General features: G+C 49.2%; 18 protein-coding genes. 8 read left to right on the top strand and 10 right to left on the bottom strand.

All coding sequences use genetic code 11. The features are described from left to right. Nucleotides 1-136: 136 nt before the first annotated feature. A complete protein-coding gene (locus ACJ2PR_RS21055; protein WP_446878429.1) occupies nucleotides 137-1054 on the bottom strand; it encodes a histone deacetylase family protein in 918 nt (305 codons plus the stop codon). Between the two features lie 135 nt (nucleotides 1055-1189). Between ACJ2PR_RS21055 and ACJ2PR_RS21050 the strand changes: the two genes are divergently transcribed. Beyond that, nucleotides 1190-1513 (top strand): hypothetical protein, encoded by a 324-nt coding sequence (locus ACJ2PR_RS21050; RefSeq protein WP_446857391.1) that lies wholly within the window; start codon nucleotides 1190-1192, stop codon nucleotides 1511-1513. A 243-nt stretch (nucleotides 1514-1756) separates the two neighbouring features. Here ACJ2PR_RS21050 and ACJ2PR_RS21045 read toward each other — a convergent pair whose 3' ends face one another. The 4 genes from ACJ2PR_RS21045 to mutL all read right to left on the bottom strand — a co-directional run bounded on the left by ACJ2PR_RS21045 (nucleotide 1757) and on the right by mutL (nucleotide 5189). Beyond that, complete coding sequence (locus ACJ2PR_RS21045; RefSeq protein WP_446857390.1) at nucleotides 1757-2047, bottom strand: DUF2103 domain-containing protein; 291 nt, start codon at nucleotides 2045-2047, stop codon at nucleotides 1757-1759. 35 nt (nucleotides 2048-2082) lie between these two features. Beyond that, entirely contained in the window at nucleotides 2083-2421 is a 339-nt protein-coding gene (clpS, locus tag ACJ2PR_RS21040; protein ID WP_446857389.1) for an ATP-dependent Clp protease adapter ClpS, read from the bottom strand. Nucleotides 2422-2793: 372 nt separating this feature from the next. Then, nucleotides 2794-3363: an SH3 domain-containing protein gene (locus tag ACJ2PR_RS21035; protein WP_446857388.1), complete on the bottom strand. Its 570-nt coding sequence runs from the start codon at nucleotides 3361-3363 to the stop codon at nucleotides 2794-2796. 146 nt (nucleotides 3364-3509) lie between these two features. Continuing rightward, nucleotides 3510-5189 (bottom strand): DNA mismatch repair endonuclease MutL, encoded by a 1680-nt coding sequence (gene mutL / locus ACJ2PR_RS21030; protein WP_446878428.1) that lies wholly within the window; start codon nucleotides 5187-5189, stop codon nucleotides 3510-3512. A gap of 326 nt (nucleotides 5190-5515) precedes the next feature. Between mutL and ACJ2PR_RS21025 the strand changes: the two genes are divergently transcribed. Continuing rightward, on the top strand, nucleotides 5516-6541 hold the full coding sequence (locus ACJ2PR_RS21025) for a class I SAM-dependent methyltransferase (RefSeq protein WP_446865992.1): 1026 nt from the start codon (nucleotides 5516-5518) through the stop codon (nucleotides 6539-6541). 173 nt (nucleotides 6542-6714) lie between these two features. Here the strand turns inward: ACJ2PR_RS21025 and ACJ2PR_RS21020 are convergent, their stop codons facing one another. Both ACJ2PR_RS21020 and ACJ2PR_RS21015 read right to left on the bottom strand, forming a co-directional pair. Beyond that, nucleotides 6715-9468: a GAF domain-containing protein gene (locus ACJ2PR_RS21020; RefSeq protein WP_446878427.1), complete on the bottom strand. Its 2754-nt coding sequence runs from the start codon at nucleotides 9466-9468 to the stop codon at nucleotides 6715-6717. A 358-nt stretch (nucleotides 9469-9826) separates the two neighbouring features. Beyond that, on the bottom strand, nucleotides 9827-10204 hold the full coding sequence (locus tag ACJ2PR_RS21015; RefSeq protein WP_446878426.1) for a hypothetical protein: 378 nt from the start codon (nucleotides 10202-10204) through the stop codon (nucleotides 9827-9829). Between the two features lie 362 nt (nucleotides 10205-10566). On the opposite strand from ACJ2PR_RS21015, the gene ACJ2PR_RS21010 reads away from it, so the two are divergent. Continuing rightward, nucleotides 10567-11052 carry a DUF4168 domain-containing protein gene (locus tag ACJ2PR_RS21010; RefSeq protein WP_446857383.1) on the top strand — a complete coding sequence of 162 codons (486 nt, stop codon included), beginning with the start codon at nucleotides 10567-10569 and terminating at the stop codon, nucleotides 11050-11052. Nucleotides 11053-11181: 129 nt separating this feature from the next. Here ACJ2PR_RS21010 and sbcD read toward each other — a convergent pair whose 3' ends face one another. Further along, on the bottom strand, nucleotides 11182-12480 hold the full coding sequence (gene sbcD, locus ACJ2PR_RS21005; protein WP_446878425.1) for an exonuclease subunit SbcD: 1299 nt from the start codon (nucleotides 12478-12480) through the stop codon (nucleotides 11182-11184). 165 nt (nucleotides 12481-12645) lie between these two features. Continuing rightward, on the bottom strand, nucleotides 12646-12978 hold the full coding sequence (locus ACJ2PR_RS21000) for a hypothetical protein (RefSeq protein WP_446878424.1): 333 nt from the start codon (nucleotides 12976-12978) through the stop codon (nucleotides 12646-12648). A gap of 120 nt (nucleotides 12979-13098) precedes the next feature. Between ACJ2PR_RS21000 and ACJ2PR_RS20995 the strand changes: the two genes are divergently transcribed. The 5 genes from ACJ2PR_RS20995 to ACJ2PR_RS20975 all read left to right on the top strand — a co-directional run bounded on the left by ACJ2PR_RS20995 (nucleotide 13099) and on the right by ACJ2PR_RS20975 (nucleotide 18387). Next, nucleotides 13099-13413, top strand: a complete 315-nt coding sequence (locus ACJ2PR_RS20995) for a glutaredoxin family protein (protein WP_446878423.1) — start codon at nucleotides 13099-13101, stop codon at nucleotides 13411-13413. 35 nt (nucleotides 13414-13448) lie between these two features. Beyond that, nucleotides 13449-14966, top strand: coding sequence for a UDP-N-acetylmuramoyl-L-alanyl-D-glutamate--2,6-diaminopimelate ligase (locus ACJ2PR_RS20990; protein ID WP_446878422.1), 1518 nt, complete (start codon nucleotides 13449-13451; stop codon nucleotides 14964-14966). A gap of 293 nt (nucleotides 14967-15259) precedes the next feature. Further along, nucleotides 15260-17488: an alkaline phosphatase family protein gene (locus tag ACJ2PR_RS20985; RefSeq protein ID WP_446878421.1), complete on the top strand. Its 2229-nt coding sequence runs from the start codon at nucleotides 15260-15262 to the stop codon at nucleotides 17486-17488. Nucleotides 17489-17912: 424 nt separating this feature from the next. Continuing rightward, nucleotides 17913-18044, top strand: coding sequence for a hypothetical protein (locus tag ACJ2PR_RS20980; protein ID WP_446878420.1), 132 nt, complete (start codon nucleotides 17913-17915; stop codon nucleotides 18042-18044). A gap of 106 nt (nucleotides 18045-18150) precedes the next feature. Then, entirely contained in the window at nucleotides 18151-18387 is a 237-nt protein-coding gene (locus tag ACJ2PR_RS20975) for a hypothetical protein (RefSeq protein ID WP_446878419.1), read from the top strand. On the opposite strand, the gene ACJ2PR_RS20970 is transcribed toward ACJ2PR_RS20975, so the two are convergent. Continuing rightward, nucleotides 18384-18533: a hypothetical protein gene (locus tag ACJ2PR_RS20970; protein ID WP_446878418.1), complete on the bottom strand. Its 150-nt coding sequence runs from the start codon at nucleotides 18531-18533 to the stop codon at nucleotides 18384-18386. The genes ACJ2PR_RS20975 and ACJ2PR_RS20970 overlap by 4 nt on opposite strands. Nucleotides 18534-18560: the final 27 nt, after the last annotated feature.

The following is an 18560-nucleotide window of genomic DNA, read 5'->3' as shown; positions in this document are numbered from 1 at the left end:
TTTTAGCTGAATCCATTTAGCTGAATCCATCAAGTTCGTTCGCTTTGTTGTTCAGCGCTTCTGCTCCCCAATTCTGGGAGACTTTCAAACAAGACTGATAGCGCGAAGCGAGGAATTTCATCGAATTTACGTATTGCTACAACCGATATTGCCGATAAACGTCGCTGGCGGCCCTATGCAATAGAGAGTGCCGATACACCAGAGCGTCCAGATCCTCTGCATAACCGCCGCCAATCACACAAGCGATCGGAACGCCCAATGAGACGCAGGTGATCAAAACTTGCATTTCGCGGCGAAAGAGTCCGGTATCGGTGAGCGAGAGTTTGCCCAGACGATCGCCCAAGTGTGGATCAACGCCAGCATCATACAGCACCAGATCGGGTTTCACTTCTGATAATAGGTCTGGCAAATAATTTGACAGGGTTTGTAAATAGTCGTCGTCTTCCATGCCTTCTGGGAGTGGAACATCCAGGTCACTCTGCTGTTTGGTGCCCGGAAAGTTAACGCCGCAGTGCATCGAAAACGTGAACACACTGGGATCGTTTTGGAAGATAAACGCCGTCCCGTCGCCCTGATGAACATCTAAATCGACGATGAGAATCTTTTGAGCCAGCTTGTGTTTTTGGACATAGCGAGCGGCGATCGCCAGATCGTTAAAGATGCAAAACCCTGAGCCATACGCAGGAAAGGCGTGGTGCGTTCCGCCAGCCGTATTACAGGCTAATCCTTGTTTGAGCGCCAGTTGCGCGGTGAGAATCGTGCCCCCGATCGCGACACAAGTTCGATTCACTAATTCAGGACTCCACGGCAACCCGATGCGGCGCTGGGCCTTGGGATCAAGGGTGCCGTTGCAGTAGGCATTAACATAATCGGAGTCATGAACAAACTCAATCCACGCTTGAGGAGACCGCTGGGGAAAATGGAATTGAGGCGCGATCGCCACGCTCTCCAACAGCAGCATTTCGTAAAGTTTCTTGAACTTCATCATGGGAAAGCGATGATCCGGCGGTAACGGCGCAACGTATTGCGGATGGTAGATTATTGGCAAATCCATTGAAGCATTTGTCTGAAAGGCGTTTTGAGTTTTGTAAATTACTCTGGTCAAGTATTGCTGTTTGTAAGAATTTCTAGGTTGCCGATCTCTAATCCTTTAGACTGATCTCCAATGTAAATTCTTGATGTAACGGTCATGGCGCATTCGGTTTGGCAAACATATTTAAGTCTGATTTCTTTTTTTGCAGCAGTTATTGGTCTTTACGTTTTACATCACGTTAACTCCAAGCCAGGTGAGGAGCTGGACGCTGCTGACCATACGCTGTTTGCGTTGAGTTTTGGCTATTGGGTGGTGCATTGCATGGCAGTCGGGGCCCAAAGAATGGTGTCACCTGACTGGGAGATTGCCGCCTTAAGCCTAAAGTTTACCGCTGTCTTTTCTTATCTACTAACATTCTCCAGCGCGTTGAGTCTGCCTCTGCATCGGATGTCAATTAGACAGAAGCAGACAGAGCCTTAATTTTTACGGAGAGCAGAAGATCGCGACAGCAAGCTTGCCACCGTGATCTTCTCTCATTCACTCTTTGTCGCCTGATTGACTGACAAATCTTTTCAGGTAGGTTGGGTTTCACCAGGTTCAACCCAACGTTAGCAACGGTAGAAAGGCGGCTGTTGGGTTTCGCGTTGCTTAACACCAACCTACGAAAAATCGAGGGTTTCAGGAGTTTTGTCAGTCAACCAGCTTTGTCGCTCCGTCTGGTTGCTACTTTGACATGATTTGAGCGATCGCGGCTTCTAAATCTGCCTGTTCTAAAGTCGTCAACACAAACACTTCTTGGGCAGTTTTTCCGTGACGAGCGATCGCTTTGTAACCGCCGCGAATTGGCACCGATATTTTGAGTTTGAAGTGTGGAGAATGCGATCGCACAGACGCAATCACGCCGGGCGTAATGGTCTGAATGCCAGGATAGTGAGTCAGCTTTTCGAGCAGAGCAATCAACCCAGGAACATGTGTGGAGTGATTTAGAACCAACCGTCCACCAGAGTTTTTCATATCAAACGGTTGACTCCTATCTGTTTATTAATCACCTATGCCGCTTCTAGGGGAGCCATTGTCAGCCCTTCCATGCCTAGCTGCATGTGATAAAGCTCTGCCTGCTCTAGCGGCCCCGTCCAAACAATGGCTTGCCCATCGAAATGAATTTGATTGGTGAGATTCCAGGCTCGATCGCCCGTCATCCCCGGAATATATTTGAGTAAGCACTGAGACACATGCTCAAATGTATTAAAGTCATCGTTCAAAACAATCACCTTATAGTTGGGACTCGTTTTGCGAACTGTTTGGCTTGTCTTTTCGGGGGCAGCCACCGCAGCGATGATTCCCTGAAAGATTACAGCCTTAGAAGCTTTCAAAAGAGTCTTAGTCATAAGGCAATTACCCAAAACTTTAGAGAATTTCTGTCATAAATTCTAGACTACCGCCAAAGAACGGAAGTGTGACAATTCATCCCAGAATTAAACCCAGATCCGACAACCTGGGCTTTTCGAGATGCAGTCGATCGCAACCCAACATTTTTAGGAGAACACTCACGAGATGCAGTCGATCGCAACCCAACATTTTTAGGAGAACACTCACGAGTCGATCTTTCCTAATCCACTGAGGGAGATTGAGCGTGGGCGATCGCCGCAATTACATCAGTTTGCGCTCCACCAAGGGTCGTGAATTCAATAAAATCGTTATCTACGTAATATTCGGTTTTATTAAATTCACAAGCCTTAGATGACTGTTGAATACGATCGTTATTGGCAAAATACCAGATTGGTTCCGGGTGTATTTTGGAAGCCGTTGGAGACCCATCCACTCAGAGGTTTGGCAATTTGCACCCAGATCCGACCATCGGGAGAAACCTTAGAGGTTGCAGGCGTGGTGGTCAAGAAAACTTGACTATTAAAATCAACACCCCCGACAACACTAGAAGTCGTATTCGGCCCTTGACGAACGACGAGGCCTTGGGTTTGAGTGACCCGACGGCACAGCCCTTTGGCAGGAGGCGTAGGCGCGGGATTGTTGGCACAGAGTTTTAGGTTAACCGTCTGCACAAATCCTTTGCTGGGGGCACTTACGCCAATAAATCCATCGGTTCCACCGTTCTCAGAAAGGGTAACGCGCTGCTCGGCGGGTAATGCGGTGACTACGGCGCTGGTGGACGATCGCTGACTAAAAATTGCGGTAGATTGTTTGGCTGCACGGCACTGTCCGACCAAGGAGGCAGGAGTTTGAGCGGCGGCAGGCAGGCTGCTGGTGGCGATCGCCATAATGGTTACACTTGCGATCGCTTGATTCCAACGATTGTTCTGAAGGCTGATCATTTAAATACACTCCTCACTGAGTAAAACTCGCACAAGACGCAAATTTCTGCACTTGTTCCTGCATGGAATTATGACATGCAAGTTCTACACACATTACCAAAATTAAGCAACTGAAAATTTTCTGTAATGTACTGGCTGGGGTCGTTTCAGATCCCATGACTCTTGCCGATCACCCAATGCCGACGAAAGAATCGAGCAAGGGCCGTTTCTTCTAAAGACAAGAAGATGGGACGGCCGTGGGGACAGGTTCGAGGGTTGCGGGTTTGTTGCCACTGGTCGAGTAGGGTTTGCATCTCGGTCAGCGTCAGTGGGGTGCCATTGCGAATTGCGCTGCGACAGGCGGTGGCGACTTGTGCCGTTTGCAGATCTCCGCCCAAGCTCAGTTCTAGCAGGGCTGCTGGGCAATCTTCTCGCTGCGCCAAAAGTGCGGGTGCGGTACGAATCGCCCAAAGCTGGTCGCCAAATGGTTCGACGGTGAGGTTTAGACGATCGAACTGTTCTAACTGATGAGTAGACAGGTGATGGAGAATAATGGCGGGTTCTAAAGGGACTAGCTGCCAGCGATCACAGACCTGTTCGTACAAAACGCGCTCATGGGCAATGTGTTGTTCGACGAGCCACAGGCCAGCGGGGTGTTCGGCGAGAATGTAGCGATTGTGAACCTGAGCGATCGCGGTCAGTGAGGAGTGAGGAGTGAGGAGTGAGGAGTCAGGCTGGATTCCTCGATCGACAGTGTAGCCGCCTCCGGATTCAGCGGTTTTGAGAAGTTTGCCGACGCGATCGCTGTAGAGCGCTTCGCCAACAGATTCGGGATTGAGCCGGAGAGCTTGATCGATCGCTTCACTAACTTTTGTCTGCCAAAATTCCAAATGATGCAGATAGATTTCGGCTTTGGCGGGGTGACGATTCCAGTCAATTTGTTCGGGGGGCACTTGTAAATGCAGCAGACAGACGGGGTAACGATCGCGGGGCAAGGTGCGTCGAAAGGCGTTGAAAATAGTCTGCTCTAAGTCAGGCATCTGAATTGATCGCCCATTGATCGCCACTCTGACCCAATCTGGACGATGACGATGACAGCGATCGGGCAGTCCAAGGAGGATTTGCAGGTTTGAGCTTTCTTGGCTGACTCCTTCCGGAGGAACTTGGAGGTTGATTTCTCGCAAATCAGTATTCTGAACGCTTCGCAAAATTTGAGGAAGAATTTGCCGAGCAGTCTTACCTGACCAGAGATTGAACCATTCTCGATCGTTTTGCTGAACCTGCCAGGTGACCTGGGGATGGCTCAAGGCGATTTGCTGAATGATGGACTGGATGGCGCGGAGTTGTTGAGCGATCGGAGGCAATCCTTCGCGGCGGGCGGGCCAGTTGCCAAACAAATTGTTGACGGTGACGATTGTACCGGGCGCGATCGCGGCAGTTTCGACCTGGGCGACTTCTCCCTGAGTGTTGTAGAGAATCTTCCAGCCCTGAGTTGAGTGGATGGGACGGCTGAGAATTTCTAAGTCTGAAAGCTGCGCCAAACTGTGAAGCGCCTCACCCCGAAAGCCTAAACTGCGAATCTTCCAGAGGTCGTGGCGATCGTGAATCTTGCTAGTCGTATGGGGCAAGGCGGCCTGCTGCAATTCTGGCAAGTCCATGCCTGCGCCGTTGTCTGCGACCTGAATGCGCCCCTGATCGCCCCAAACTGAAATGGTAATGCGAGTGGCAGCGGCATCGATCGCGTTCTCTACCAGCTCTCGCACTACGGCCGCCAGAGAATCAATGACTTCGCCAGCCGCAATGAGATGAATGACTTCGGTTGGTAATGGTTGAATACAAGACCCCATACTTCTAGTCTATCGGGTGATTGCAGGAGGCGACGATCGGGCTGCAAAATCACGCTGCGTAGGGCTAGATCGGTGGGCAACCTCTCAAACGCAAGTTGTTTGACATAAATAATGTGGAGTTCGCTAAATAATCCTGACGGAGAAGAATCAGTCAGTATTATTACGAGTAATAGCGTTTAGGTAGTGCTAACACACTCACTTGTAATTCAGTGAATTTGCGATGTGACTCAGAATTTTGGCGTTGCTGAATCAGGGGATGAATTGTCCCAAAGCGGAAGGAAACCCAAGGTTCAACCTCAATTTTGGGGGATTTAGGAGGCGAAAAGATGGGCACTTCCCGCGGATTCATCCCTCCAATCAGCAACGCCAGAATTTTTAGGCTACTGAGTGCCTTTCAAGATTGTCAGGTCATTCTACCCACCGTCAATTTGTCAAATCTTGGAGCTAACATGACCGTCTCAACCAACCCCCGTCTACTCGAACAGTTTCAGTTGCAAAACGGAATCTTTTTCCCTAAAAACTATCAACAACTAAAAGCAACTTCCCAAAAGCAACTGTGGGATAAAGTTGGAAAAACTTATTACGGTTCTCAGAAAATTGAGGATGCAAATGAAGATATTCTCAAGGCAAGTCACTATCAAGAAATCACTGGAAAGATTGGCGGTCTTTGGAATCGATTTGCTAACAATCAACACTTTGAAACTATTCTTGAGATTGGTTGTGGCTATGGGAGAGCCTCGATCAATCTTTCTAAAGAAAAGAATTTGACCTGCGATCGCTACTACGGCATTGACATTTCTGAATCCTTGCTGAGACGCTTGTTGCGCTTTAAGGAAGTCTATGATTTCTATCCGTCAGCCGAGTTTAATATTATTTGCGACTCAGCCGAAACTTTGCCTCTTGAAGACAATTCTGTGGACTTGATTCTCTCAAATGCTGTGTTGATGCATATTGAAAAAGAGAAGGTCAAAAAGCTGATGTTAGAAGTGACTCGCGTTCTCAAACCAGGCGGCGCTTTTATTTTGAATAATTCGTTTCACAATCAAAACTGTCCGGCTCACTGGCTCAGAAACTTATCCAGAACAATCGTGCCTTTTGGCGCAAATTCTATCTACTTAAATCAGCATTCTGCTACCGAAATTGAAAGGCTGCTGCACAGTGTAAATGTGCGATCGAAATGCCCAGGATTCATCGTCGAACCCAACACCCACTATGCTCTATTGCCCGAAGAGTTGGGTCGATTTTCGGTGCCATTTGCCCATTCAATCAACCGCAGCCTCAAGCCTTCTCATGCACTCAAAGGAACGTTAGCCTACAGCTACAACGCTTACAGCGCAGGGGTTTTGGGTTAAAGTGAATTCTATAAAATCCTTCGCTGCGGTTGTTAATTCAGGAGAGCAAGCTAAATCCCCCACGAGTGAGGGACTTTGAACCAAAAGTCTTGTCTGAAAGTTTCCCCCAATTGGCACTTTGGAGGGCAAACGCCGTAAACACCGTAGCAAAAAACTCTCATCGAATTGACAACTCAGGGTCGAATCGGGATTTCGATCCAAAACTCAGTTCCTTGACCAGGTTGAGAACTGCACTTAAAGACTCCACCGTGCTTCTCGACGACGATTTCATAGCTGATGGAGAGTCCCATTCCGGTGCCTTTGCCGATCGGCTTGGTGGTGAAAAACGGATCAAACACCTGTAGTTTGAGACTTTCAGGAATGCCCAACCCATTGTCACCAATACGAATCAAAATGCGATCTCTTTGAGTAACCCGCAAGGGGTCGCTTCCCAATCGCTCAGTCCGGATGCGAATAATCGGCGGGTCGCTTGACCTGATCCCGGCTTTGCTCTTTTGACTGTCTGCTTCCTCTAAGGCATCGATCGCATTGCTCAAGACGTTCATAAATACTTGATTTAGCTGTCCGGCATAGCACTCAACTAGAGGCAAATCGCCATACTCGCGAATTAACTCAATCCCCGATGTGTCTGCTTTAGCTTTGAGGCGATGCTGCAAAATGAGCAAGGTGCTTTCCAGTCCTTCATGAATATCAACGGGCTTCATTTCGGCCTGGTCGAGTCGAGAAAAATTTCGTAAAGACAGCACAATTTGGCGAATGCGTTCGGCTCCTACCTTCATCGAAGACAGCGTTTTGGGCAAATCTTTGGATAGAAAATCGAGGTCGATCGCCTCCAATTGCTCAGACACTTCTACAGAAGGGCGGGAACACTGTGCCTGGTAGATTTCGACCAGTTTTAACAAATCGTGGGCGTAGTCGTTGACGTGATTGAGATTGCCATAGATAAAATTCACTGGATTGTTAATTTCGTGGGCGACTCCTGCAACCAGTTGCCCCAGACTAGACATTTTCTCGGTCTGCACTAATTGGTTTTGCGTCTTTCTCAAGTCGTGCAGCGTTTGCTTGAGTTGCTCAGTTTGATTTTGGGTCTGAGCCAACAAGTCCGACTGCTCTAACGCGACTCCCAACTGGGCCGCAACCTGAGTCGCAAACTGAATCTCGATCGGCTTCCACACTCGCGGTCGATCGCACTGATGAATGCACAACAGCCCCCAAAGTTGATCCCCTCTCAGCAGCGGCGTCGTGAGCAGCGCCTTAACCTGAAACTGATCGAGAATGCCACCAAAACACGCTTTATGACCTGCGGCTTGAATGTCATCCAACGCTTGAACTCGTCCATTGCGATACAGCGTCGCATAACTTTCGCCAAAGCAGTGATCCCGCACTTTAGTGGCTAATGCAGAAGGAAAGTCGGGCAATACATCTTCTGCGATGAATTCACCCTCGTTAAATTGGGAATCAGGGTCAAAGCGGTAAACGCCCACTCGATCGGCAGACAGCGATCGCCGCAGTTCTTGAGTCAGCGTTTTAAAGATAGTGTCGAGATCCAGCGACTGGCGCATTTTGGTCACGACTTCAAAGAGAATTTGCTGCTGCTCGGTGGACTGTCTGAGTTGGGCGGTGCGCTCTTCGACCTGGACTTCTAGACGAGCATTGAGGGTTTGCAGATGCTGGTGCATTTCGTATTGCTGAATGGCGGTCGCAAACTGCTTACCCAGGGTTTGGAGCATTTCAATCTCGTCCGTTGTCCAGGGTTGGGCTTGACCCTTTTTCGATTCTTTCCAGACTTCAAACGAGAGTTGAGCGGGACGCTGACGACGATCGGGGTCAACCTGCCCAGCCCAGAGAATCTCAGTCTCAATTTCATCGCGAAACACCGTCAGATAGCCCAACAGTAGATGGCGATGCCAGAGTGGAACAATCAAAATGCCCCGAATTGGAGTAGGACGAAAAGCAAACTGCAAATTGCGTAAACCTGGCTCTTTGTAGAGATTTTGAATCTCCCAAACGGACTGCTCATCCGACTTAAAAAATTCCTTCCAGACGCTGTATTGCTCCATGAGCGGGTAACGAGCCTCAGCCGGGATCTGGGGCTGAACTCCATTGGTATAAAGCCGAACTGAGCAACTCGGCACTCTCGAATCAGAAGAACCAGCAGCACAAAGCTCTAACGCTTCAGGACGAATCCACAGCCGACCGCCCGATCCGTGTAGGGCTGTCACCGTTTCATCAAGGGCAGCCTGTAGCTCGATCGTCGAGAGCGAATGCAGCAGACAGGTAATACGATTGATCGCCGCTTCTTGGGTGGCTTTGGCGCGGGCTTGGCTGGTGAGGGTAGATTGAGCGATCGCCACCGACAGTTGATCGACCACCAATTGAACGGCCCGCACCTCAATTTCTGGAATTTCTCGTGGCTCAGAATGGTGAGAGACAAACAGCCCCCAAAGTTGATCGTGCACCAACAGCGGCATGACTAGAGAAGACGTGACTCCCATCGCCATCAAATACTCAACATGACAAGGATCGACCGCTCGATATTCCAGGTCTGCAAACGCAATACTGGTGTCTACGTCTTCGAGAGCACTTTGGCCAATCTCCTGAGTGTCTACGTTGACGATCGATCGCGTTCGCGTTTTGGCAAACAATTCTCGTGCGTAGAGAGGAATGTCATCAGCCGGAAAGGTCAACCCCAGCAGCGACGGCAAGCGACCGTTTTGAATCGACTCAGCGACGACTTGACCACTCCCATCGGGTTGAAACTGATAAATTTTGATGCGATCGGTGCCCAAAAACTCACCGACTTCTACCGCCGTTGCTTGCAAAATATCTTTTAGCTCTAGCGATCGTCGAATGCGATCAATGATGCGATGTAATAATTTTTCTTGATCAAGGTTAGCGGATTTGTGATTGGTCGGCTCAAGGCTCATCGCTTATATTTCATCTATTAGGATTGGTCAGCACAGAGATAGAAAGACAGAATTCCTTCTGTTTCTACCAGAAAGTATGGGCAAACCGATCGACAAAATTGCGGAGAGCGTGAGTAAAAATTTGAAAGAGACTGACTGTGTGATCTAGTAGAACAATTGAACCGTGATCTTCTCGGCGTTACAGACTTTGAGAGACTTTAAGCCTGCAAATTCCTCTCAGGGTTGAGAAGTTAATGACCTGTAATTTTTTGGCTGACAGTTCAAACCGTGTCGCTAAGAGCAAGGTCTGCCTTCGCCCACTCAATCCCTCGCAAATCAAGATTTTCACAAAATAGTGTCACTTTGCGACAAAAGTCCTCTATCGTATCAGCTTGCGCTCTTTGGGCTGATAGTCTGTGCAGTCTTTTGCAGCCGTTGTCATCGCTAGAGATGGATTGACCGCACACTTGACGTAGGGATTGCTATTAAAAAAGCGACACTTTTTGCAGGGGGATTGCGCCGTCAATTTGTTGGTCTCAACGTCTTTGCGATTGACCTTCCAGGTATTGGAAATCACACAGACCACGGCCGCCCAGACTGCCACAAAGCAAATAGGAATCATCACCATCGCCGCATCTTGATTAGCAACCGATGACGAAACTTCTGGAGGCGGAGAAGTTTGGGCTTGAGTCAGGGTCGATCGATCAGCAATATTTTGTTTTAGAACAGGTAAATAAATCGACTCAGAGGGCGGCATAGCAGTTTTTTCTCACTTGATAGGATCAACCCAGTCAGACTCCATCCGAAGGAGGAAATGCCCCTTGATGCTGTGCTGGCGATTAGGTGCAAATTTAATCCAGTTAATCTAAGTTTTAGCGACGCTTGGGACAGCTTATCTCTGTCAACGGTTTTGGATTTGGTAAGTTCACGTATGCCAATGGAGATAATTTGGGTGAATTGGTTACGAGCGAATGGCTTTGAGAATCGGATGTTAAATTGATTGATTCCCGATAGGATAGTGCAGAGCAAATCACAACAAACTTCAGAGCAATTGCTGAATGGTAATGTTGAAGGCTTGGTTGTCGATCGGTTCACTATAGTCGTCATGGAGAATTCAAGATGATCAAGAACGCTCTAGCAGCTTTCTGCACGGTTGCTCTGTTATTTGCCGTTCAGCCTGCTCAAGCACAAAATCCTGCTCCGGCTCCACAAGCTGCCCCTGCTGCGTCTCCTCAACCGAGTAAAGACGAAGTGCAGAAGTTTGCGGGAGCCATCAAACAGATTTTGGTGATCAACAAAACTTCTGAGCAGCAGGCTGTGCAAGCGATTCAGGGGGAAGGCTTGACACCGCAACGGTTTGACGAAATTTACAAAACGCAGGCAAATCCTAAAGCAACTCCCGCCAGCCAAATTCAGCCGAAGGAGCGGCAAAGTTACGATCGCGCAGTTGCTAAGTTAGTGACGATTCAAAAAGATAGTCAATCTAAGATGGAAAAAGCGGTACAGGATCAGGGTTTGAATGTGCAGCGATTTAACCAGATCTTTGAGGCGATTCAAAAGAATCCTCAGCTAAAGCAAGAAGTTCAGCAGTTGATTCGCAAGTAGAAGTTTGCTTTTAGCGGTTGGCAAGGGGTCGATCGCTAGAAGTTAATTAAGTGGTGAATTTGATGGCGTTCTTTTGCCTCGTCGCGTGGAGCTTTTGCCCCCAAGCTGCCATTGGGAGACTTTAAGAGGTTAGAGCAGGCGTAGCTGAGTTTGAGTGAGTTGGGTCGAGGCGGGATCTTCGAGATCGATCGCCAGATCGCTATCTCCTAACCAATCAGTTTGATCGAGAAGGTTTTGGGCGGCCGTGAGAATGGGTTCTTGCAGGTCGCGCAAATCTTCTCGGTTGTCTAGGTAGGCGCGCAGGGCGTTCAAGGGGTCGATCGTCGTCCCAATTCCCAATTCGGGGAGGCGCGATCGTGACAGTTGGCTAATTAATTCGGGTTGAAGGGTGTAGCTGTGGGCGATGCTCAGGGTTTGGTGAAGTTGGGTGTCGTCCATGCGATCGCTCTGTTCGGGACGAAGCTGGTAAATCACTCGCACAACAGCATTTTGAACGGATTCTGACTCAATGGCTTCGAGTAGGGCGGATTGCGGATCGTCTTCTTCGGACAAATCAAGCTGAATGGTGCAAAATTTGCGAACGGGCAGGGGACAGAACTCGATCGCCGCATTCCCTTTTTGCAGGTCAATTAGCACATAGCCTTTGTCTTCTTTTTCTTCACTAAAATCAACTCGTTCAATACTACCGGGATAAACGATCGGTGGATCTTGACAGAGAACTTGATGTCGATGAACATGACCTAACGCCACATAATCGAAACAGTCGCGTGTCAAAAACGACAATGGAATCGTGAATCCTTTTCCGACTGCCAAAAACCGCTCTGCGCCGTAGTTTGCGGCATCTGCCATCAGGTGAGCTAAGAGAACGGTGGGAACGGTAGGATCGAGTTTGCGAATTTCACCTTCTAGGGCAACGCGGAGGCGATCGAGCAGCAAATGTCCCACTTCTGACATTGACAATCCTTCGGTCTCTGGTCGCGTTAGTAAAGTAGACCGATTGAGCCACGGCAATGTGATCACTTGAACCAGGCCGTTTTGAGTTTGAATGCAGTGCGTTTCGAGGCGATCGCCCACCACGATATTGGGAACGCCTAACGTTCTGTAAATGCACAAACTTGCGCCGCCTGCTCCTTGAGAATGCTGATCGTGATTGCCGACAAGCAAAACGGTAGGAATTTGAGCCTCGACCAGGCGATGAAACTGGCGGGCAAACGCTTGCTGAATATAGGGTGGAGGCGTGGCATCAGGAAAGGCATCTCCGCCAAACAGCACGAGATCGACGGGTTCTGAGAGGGCGCGATCGATACACCGTCCCAATGTGGCAACAAAATCTTCTAATCGCGTATTCAGCCCCGTTTCTGGATTGATTTTTCCATGCGAAAACCCGCTACCTAGGTGAATATCAGAAAGGTGAAGAACTTTGATCATGCGGTTAGAATGCTCGTGCAGTTTAAGGCTAGTTTGCTGAAGTTTCTTGGCTTCGTTATTTGGCGCTTTTGCCCCCCAACCCCCAATTCTGAGGGACTTTAAGATAAGAATTTCAGTGCAAAATTCTCCATTGATGGGCAAAGTCCTTCATCGAATGCTGATAGTTTAGGATTTGCGAATCACGCTGCTACGAACTATTGTACTAAACAGGCTGTCGGGTAAAAACTTTCGCAGTAAAAGCAATATTCCAGCGTTGCCGCCTGCGGGATAGCGAAGTTTTTTAGAATTGTCAGTTGCAGCTTGATAGATGATTTCGGCAACTTTTTGGGGTGGCGATCCGGTTTCTCCCGCTTTTTTGAGACTGGGAATTACTTTGGCGGCGAAAGCATCGTAGGCGCTCAGTCCTGGCTTTTGGGCAAGGTCGAGCGATCGCCCATAAAAATCAGTTTTAATTGGCCCTGGCTCAATCAGTTTGACTCGAATATTAAAGGGTTCCAATTCATATTGCAGCGAGTCAGAAACCCCTTCGATTTCCGGTAGAGGCTCCGGTGATCAAGACAGTCTTTGTCATGGCGTTGTAAATTGAGGGATGAAGGATGAGGGATGAGGGATGAAACAATGAAGTTAATTCTTTACAGCAAGCCGGGATGTCATTTGTGTGAAGGATTACAGGAGAAGTTAGAGCAGATTCAAACCCTGGAAATCGACCTGGAAATCCGCGACATCACCACCCGCGACGACTGGTTTCAAGCTTACCAGTACGAAATCCCCGTTCTCTTTTTGGTGGACGATCAAGCAAATCCTTCATCCCTCATCCCTCATCCCTCATCCCTTATCCCTCATCCCTCCTCCCTGCTTCCCCGCCTTTCTCCTCGCGCTACCGTTCACCAATTAGAACAGATGCTACAGAAATATGGGGGCCTCGATCGCTAATAATAGGCGCAAGCGTTTTGGCAAAGGAGTGAACGATGCAGCTTAAAGAATTATTGGCGAAACTGCCTGGATTAGGGGAATTGCCCGACCACCCGGCACTAGACGCGGATGTAAAAGGGTTGACGACTAATTCTCTCGCATGTCAGGCAGGCGATCTGTTTATTGGGATGCCCGGAACGCGAGTCGATGGTGGCGATTTTTGGCAAAGTGCGATCGCATCCGGCGCGGTGGCAGCGATCGTCTCTTCTCAAGCGGCGAGTAAGGCGATGGGCGATCCGGTGTTTTTGACTGAACGGCCGCCTTTGGTGATTCCGGCGATCGACATGATGCAGGTGTGCGCTCAACTCGCGGCCGCTTTTTACGAATTCCCAGCCCAAAAGCTCAAGTTGGTCGGCGTGACCGGGACGAATGGCAAAACCACGACCACCCATTTGATCGAATTTCTTTTAACCGAGGCGCAAAAACCGACCGCTCTGTTTGGCACACTCTACACCCGCTGGAAAGGCTTTCAGCAGACGGCGGCTCATACCACTCCGTTTCCTGTCGATTTACAGCGTCAGTTTGCAGACGCGATCGCCGCAGGCTGTCAGGTGGGCGTGATGGAGGTGAGTTCTCATGCGCTGGCTCAGGGTCGCGTGTTGGGCTGTCCGTTTGAGGTGGCGGTGTTTACCAATTTGACGCAGGATCACCTCGATTATCACAAAGACATGGAGGATTATTTTTCGGCAAAGGCGCTCTTGTTTAGCCAGTCTTATCTCAACAGTCGAGCGATCGTTAATTTGGATGACACTTATGGACAACGCCTGATCGAGCAGCTAAAAGAAAACGCTACAGCCGTCTGGAGCTACAGCACACAGCAAAAAGCCGATTTGTGGACGAGCAATTTAGTTTACGGTTCAGACAATGTGAGCGGACTTCTCCATACGCCCAAAGGTGACATTGAATTTCGATCGCCCCTGGTGGGTCAGTTCAATTTGGCGAATTTGTTGGCGGCGATTGGCGCAGGTCTGCATCTCGGACTCGATTTACAACAAATGGCTCACACGCTGCCCAGCTTTACAGGTGTACCGGGGCGCATGGAGCAAGTGCAGGTGAAACCTGATCAGGACATCAGCGTGATTGTCGATTATGCTCACACGCCTGACAGCTTAGAAAACATGCTGAAAGCGGCGCGGCCGTTTATTCCGGGTCAGATGATTTGTGTGTTTGGCTGTGGCGGCGATCGCGATCGTACCAAGCGTCCCAAAATGGGCAATATTGCTGCAACGCTGGCGGATCAGGCGATCGTGACTTCTGACAATCCTCGGACTGAAGATCCCGATCGCATTCTTCAAGATGTTGTGGCGGGTATTCCTGAATCCGTCAAGGCTCTGGTGGTGAGCGATCGAGCGACCGCAATCCGCACCGCTATTCTGCAAGCCAAACCAGGAGACGGCGTGTTAATTGCAGGCAAAGGCCACGAAGATTATCAGATTTTGGGAACGGAGAAAATTCACTTTGACGATCGTGAACAAGCAAGAGCAGCCCTAATCGAACGAGGCAAACGATCCTAATGGTGCATTATTCGTGGTAAGCAGATACGACAGAATTGTTTATCTAAGATTCATCAATCTATGTAACCTTCATTCAATTTAGTGTTGTAGAAGCTTCCAAGATCTGTAGCACTCAAAGATCAATTTGGTATAAGGGATTCAGCAGTCTAAAGGTGTGGGTTAGAGTACCGCTTAAGATGATTGCTAGTTTGAGATGGATAATTTGTCGATCGCGTTAATCCAAACATAGTCTGGGCTTAACATCCTGGTAGTAGACTACACAGCAATTCAGTTAATCCAATCCAGGCACGTTGATGAATAACCATTTTTGGGAAAATCTGAATCCTTCCTCAATCATTCAGAGAATCTCTCGGTATATCAGGGTGATTCTATCTAGCATTGTTCGACCTTCAAATTTTCGCTTATTTAGACGACTTTTGGCATTTGCGATCGTCACCTTTTTGATTGCAATTGGTATTCATACAACGGTTGCTCAAAGTGCTACTAGACAATCGCCCGTTGTGTTGATTTCTCTAGATGGCGCAACGCCTAGATTTGTTGAAGAGTATCTACAAAAAGGCATTCTCAAACCGAACCAGGGCCTGGGATTATTAAAAAGTCGGGGAGTCGTTGCCGAGCGTAACATCACCTGTAATCCCTCACTGACGGCGGCTTGTCATGTCTCGATCGGAGCCGGGGCCACGACGGCCAAAACCAATGTAGTCGCTAACAGTTTTCACCTGGTTGCCAGTCCGTTTCGGCAAAATATTAGCGGGTTTGCAGCCCCGATCGGCGGCTATTCGATCGACGCTAACGGCGTGAGTCAAAGCGCCACACCCACCGCAGAACCCATCTGGATCAGACTGCGACAAAACGGTAAAAAAGTCGTCGCTGCCACCTTTCCGGGTGCCGATGGCGCTGATATTCGTCTGACCACTGCGCCGACCAGTCCGCTACTGCAATCTGCTAAAGAACGCACCGTCGATTACACCGTGCCATTTGGAGCCTTTGCGGGACTGTCTGCGAGAGGGTTTAGCCTGACTCGTTCTGACTTTCAGCCTGCCTCAGAGCCGACGATTGCTCAACTCACCGCCGTCAACAAAGTCTCCTACAGTCCCGTTTTGCAAACTTCGCTAGAGCAGGTCACCGTCGGAGGAGCCAGTTTTGATCTGCAAGCGGCGGCACTTGACACCAGCAACGATCGCCAGACTAACTACGACACGATCGTGTTCTTTGATGCAAAATTGGGAATTCAAGTGGGTGGCAGCTTGCCCTCTACAGGGTCGGCATTTGTGCAGGCAAAACTCAAAAAATCGAGTCCGTTTTACTTTGAAGGCAGTTCTAACAAGGCTGGAACCGCTTTTTATGTCAGCAGACTTACGCCTGACTTGTCTACGGTGCGTTTAGTTCGCTATTCGGCTAACGCCATTCCTCGCAACGCTGCTGTCTTGGCGGATGTAGACGATATCAACAACAATGTTGGATTTTGGGCACCGCAACCTGATTTTCGGATTCCTCAGCGATCGGCAGTCGGTCTGAATGCCTTTCCTGATAGAGAACTTGAAGACATTTACGAAGACCTAGTTCAAACCTTTACCGACTATCAAACCCGTGTCGCCCTGAGAGCGATCGCCAAGAATCCTGATGCCGATCTGGTGCTGCTGTATTTTGAACAACCCGACGGCTCGGAACACCAATTTTTGACGATCGACCCGCGACAGGCAACCGATCCCACTGATCCCAACTCGATCAACGGGGGACAAGATGCTGCCAAGGTTGCCCGCTATGCGACCTATGTTCAGAGGGCTTATCGAGTCGCCGATCGAGCGCTTCAGCAAGTGATTCGAGCCGTCGGGACTCGTGGGGGCATTCCGCGCCGTAACATCATTGTCGTGTCGGATCACGGGTTTTCGCCCTTCCACACCTCGGTCAATCTCACGCCTTACCTGACAAGTAAAGGATTTGATCCGACTAAAGTGCGGGCAATCACGTCGGGCCCAGCGACCAACATTTACATCAATCTACAGGGACGCGAACCCGATGGCACCGTCAGCCGTGAAGAATATGTCACCCTCCAACAGCAGATTGTGCAAGCGCTTCAAGAATTGGTAGACACGAATCCCAACTACGCCAAAAACCAACCCATTTTTGACAAGATTTACCCACGTCCGTTGCCCCAAGATGGGAGCGATCGCCCCTTTGGTCTGGGCACCAACGAATTCATTGCTCAAGACAGCGGCGATGTGTTTGCGACAATGGCTGAAGGCTACAACTTTGACGGAACACAAACCCCTTCGATTCCACGACTGGGGGATAATTCCTCGGTGACTGGCTTCCTTTCGGTGCCCAGCTTTTATGGCGCACATGGCTACAATCCAGAGAAGCTCAACATGAGTGCGGTGTTTTTTGCGGCGGGGCCAGATATCGATCAGGGCAGTCTGAAGCAAGTTCGCAATATTGACGTAGTGCCGACGATCGATCGTCTGCTCGGAATCGAATCAGCACCCACTGTTCAGGGACAAGCTTTGAAGCTTAAATCCTGAGTTCTCTGAATTTTGGAGATTTCTGAATACTGATTTCTGACTATCAAAGGCTGTGGTTGAGACACTCCACTTAACTCTTGAAGATCGAGTTTTGCGGATTTCCACTACAGCCTATTTTTTAGCGTGAATTCGATAAGAGGTTTTCCGCTTCGTTGTTCACGGCTTCTGCCCCCCAACCCCCCAATTTTGGGGGACTTTCAGAGAGGAATTCTGGTTCAAAGTCCCTCACTCGTGGGGGATTTAGGGGGCGTTCCTGGATCTAAAAGCGAAGCGAAGCGTTCATCGAACTGACGTTTTTTAGCGTCAATTTGACTTGGTTATTTCTTGCCTTTTCGCCGTCAAGATTACTAAATCCTCTGGGGGGTGATTAGCATGGGGGAAACCGATCAACGGCGATCGTTCAGCATCTAATGCTTGTTGCCCCATGAGTCTCCATTTGTTACCTGATTTTTTTGAGTCCTGCCTGAATTCGATTTGTCAGCATTACGCCCATTGGTGGCAGGTCTACACACGGACGGATGTGGTGGGATGCGATCGTCAAAAAACAGCCCCATGAATTTGATGAAGTTATTTGACTTCGTTGTTTGCATTTTCTGCTCCCCAAGTTGCCAATTCTGGAAGACTTTAGATTAGTGCTGAGAATCTTGTTTGGCGGCTGACCGATGGTACGATCAAACACGCCCCACGATCGTAGAGACGGCATGGCTAGAGAGAAGCGAACGATTCGATATGACGATGATGTGTGGGTGCTACTAGAAAGTCACGCAAAGGCAACAGGCAGACCCGTCAACACGATCGTCAATGATGCCCTGCGCGAGTATTTGACTGATGAAAATAGCCTTGAGGCACGAGTTGCCGCTTTGGAGGCGCGGGTAGCAGCGATCGAGTCACGCGGTTAGGTTCTGCCTTCGACGAGCGATTTTAGGTCAGTTAGCAGGTCTACTAGCATTCGGACTTGTTCATCGATTTCGTCTGGCTTCTCTGGGTCGAGGCGAACGACGGTTTCGACGACGATCGAGAGGTCAATGATGATTTTGGGTTTCATGGGTGGCTATAGGGTGGCTAAAGTCTG

This window comes from Phormidesmis sp. 146-33 (assembly GCF_052939515.1).
The sequence above is the reverse complement of the archived record's forward strand: the minus strand, read 5'-3'. Positions and strand labels throughout refer to the sequence as shown.

Coding starts and splice junctions, on each gene's coding strand:
- ACJ2PR_RS21035 (WP_446857388.1), bottom strand. CDS start 3,363: ATGATCAGCCTTCAGAACAATCGTTGGAATCAAGCGATCGCAAGTGTA.
- ACJ2PR_RS21045 (WP_446857390.1), bottom strand. CDS start 2,047: ATGAAAAACTCTGGTGGACGGTTGGTTCTAAATCACTCCACACATGTT.
- ACJ2PR_RS20980 (WP_446878420.1), top strand. CDS start 17,913: ATGAGTCTCCATTTGTTACCTGATTTTTTTGAGTCCTGCCTGAATTCG.
- mutL (WP_446878428.1), bottom strand. CDS start 5,189: ATGGGGTCTTGTATTCAACCATTACCAACCGAAGTCATTCATCTCATT.
- ACJ2PR_RS20970 (WP_446878418.1), bottom strand. CDS start 18,533: ATGAAACCCAAAATCATCATTGACCTCTCGATCGTCGTCGAAACCGTC.
- sbcD (WP_446878425.1), bottom strand. CDS start 12,480: ATGATCAAAGTTCTTCACCTTTCTGATATTCACCTAGGTAGCGGGTTT.
- clpS (WP_446857389.1), bottom strand. CDS start 2,421: ATGACTAAGACTCTTTTGAAAGCTTCTAAGGCTGTAATCTTTCAGGGA.
- ACJ2PR_RS21055 (WP_446878429.1), bottom strand. CDS start 1,054: ATGGATTTGCCAATAATCTACCATCCGCAATACGTTGCGCCGTTACCG.
- ACJ2PR_RS21025 (WP_446865992.1), top strand. CDS start 5,516: ATGGGCACTTCCCGCGGATTCATCCCTCCAATCAGCAACGCCAGAATT.
- ACJ2PR_RS21050 (WP_446857391.1), top strand. CDS start 1,190: ATGGCGCATTCGGTTTGGCAAACATATTTAAGTCTGATTTCTTTTTTT.
- ACJ2PR_RS20975 (WP_446878419.1), top strand. CDS start 18,151: ATGGTACGATCAAACACGCCCCACGATCGTAGAGACGGCATGGCTAGA.
- ACJ2PR_RS21015 (WP_446878426.1), bottom strand. CDS start 10,204: ATGCCGCCCTCTGAGTCGATTTATTTACCTGTTCTAAAACAAAATATT.
- ACJ2PR_RS20995 (WP_446878423.1), top strand. CDS start 13,099: ATGAAGTTAATTCTTTACAGCAAGCCGGGATGTCATTTGTGTGAAGGA.
- ACJ2PR_RS21020 (WP_446878427.1), bottom strand. CDS start 9,468: ATGAGCCTTGAGCCGACCAATCACAAATCCGCTAACCTTGATCAAGAA.
- ACJ2PR_RS20985 (WP_446878421.1), top strand. CDS start 15,260: ATGAATAACCATTTTTGGGAAAATCTGAATCCTTCCTCAATCATTCAG.
- ACJ2PR_RS20990 (WP_446878422.1), top strand. CDS start 13,449: ATGCAGCTTAAAGAATTATTGGCGAAACTGCCTGGATTAGGGGAATTG.
- ACJ2PR_RS21010 (WP_446857383.1), top strand. CDS start 10,567: ATGATCAAGAACGCTCTAGCAGCTTTCTGCACGGTTGCTCTGTTATTT.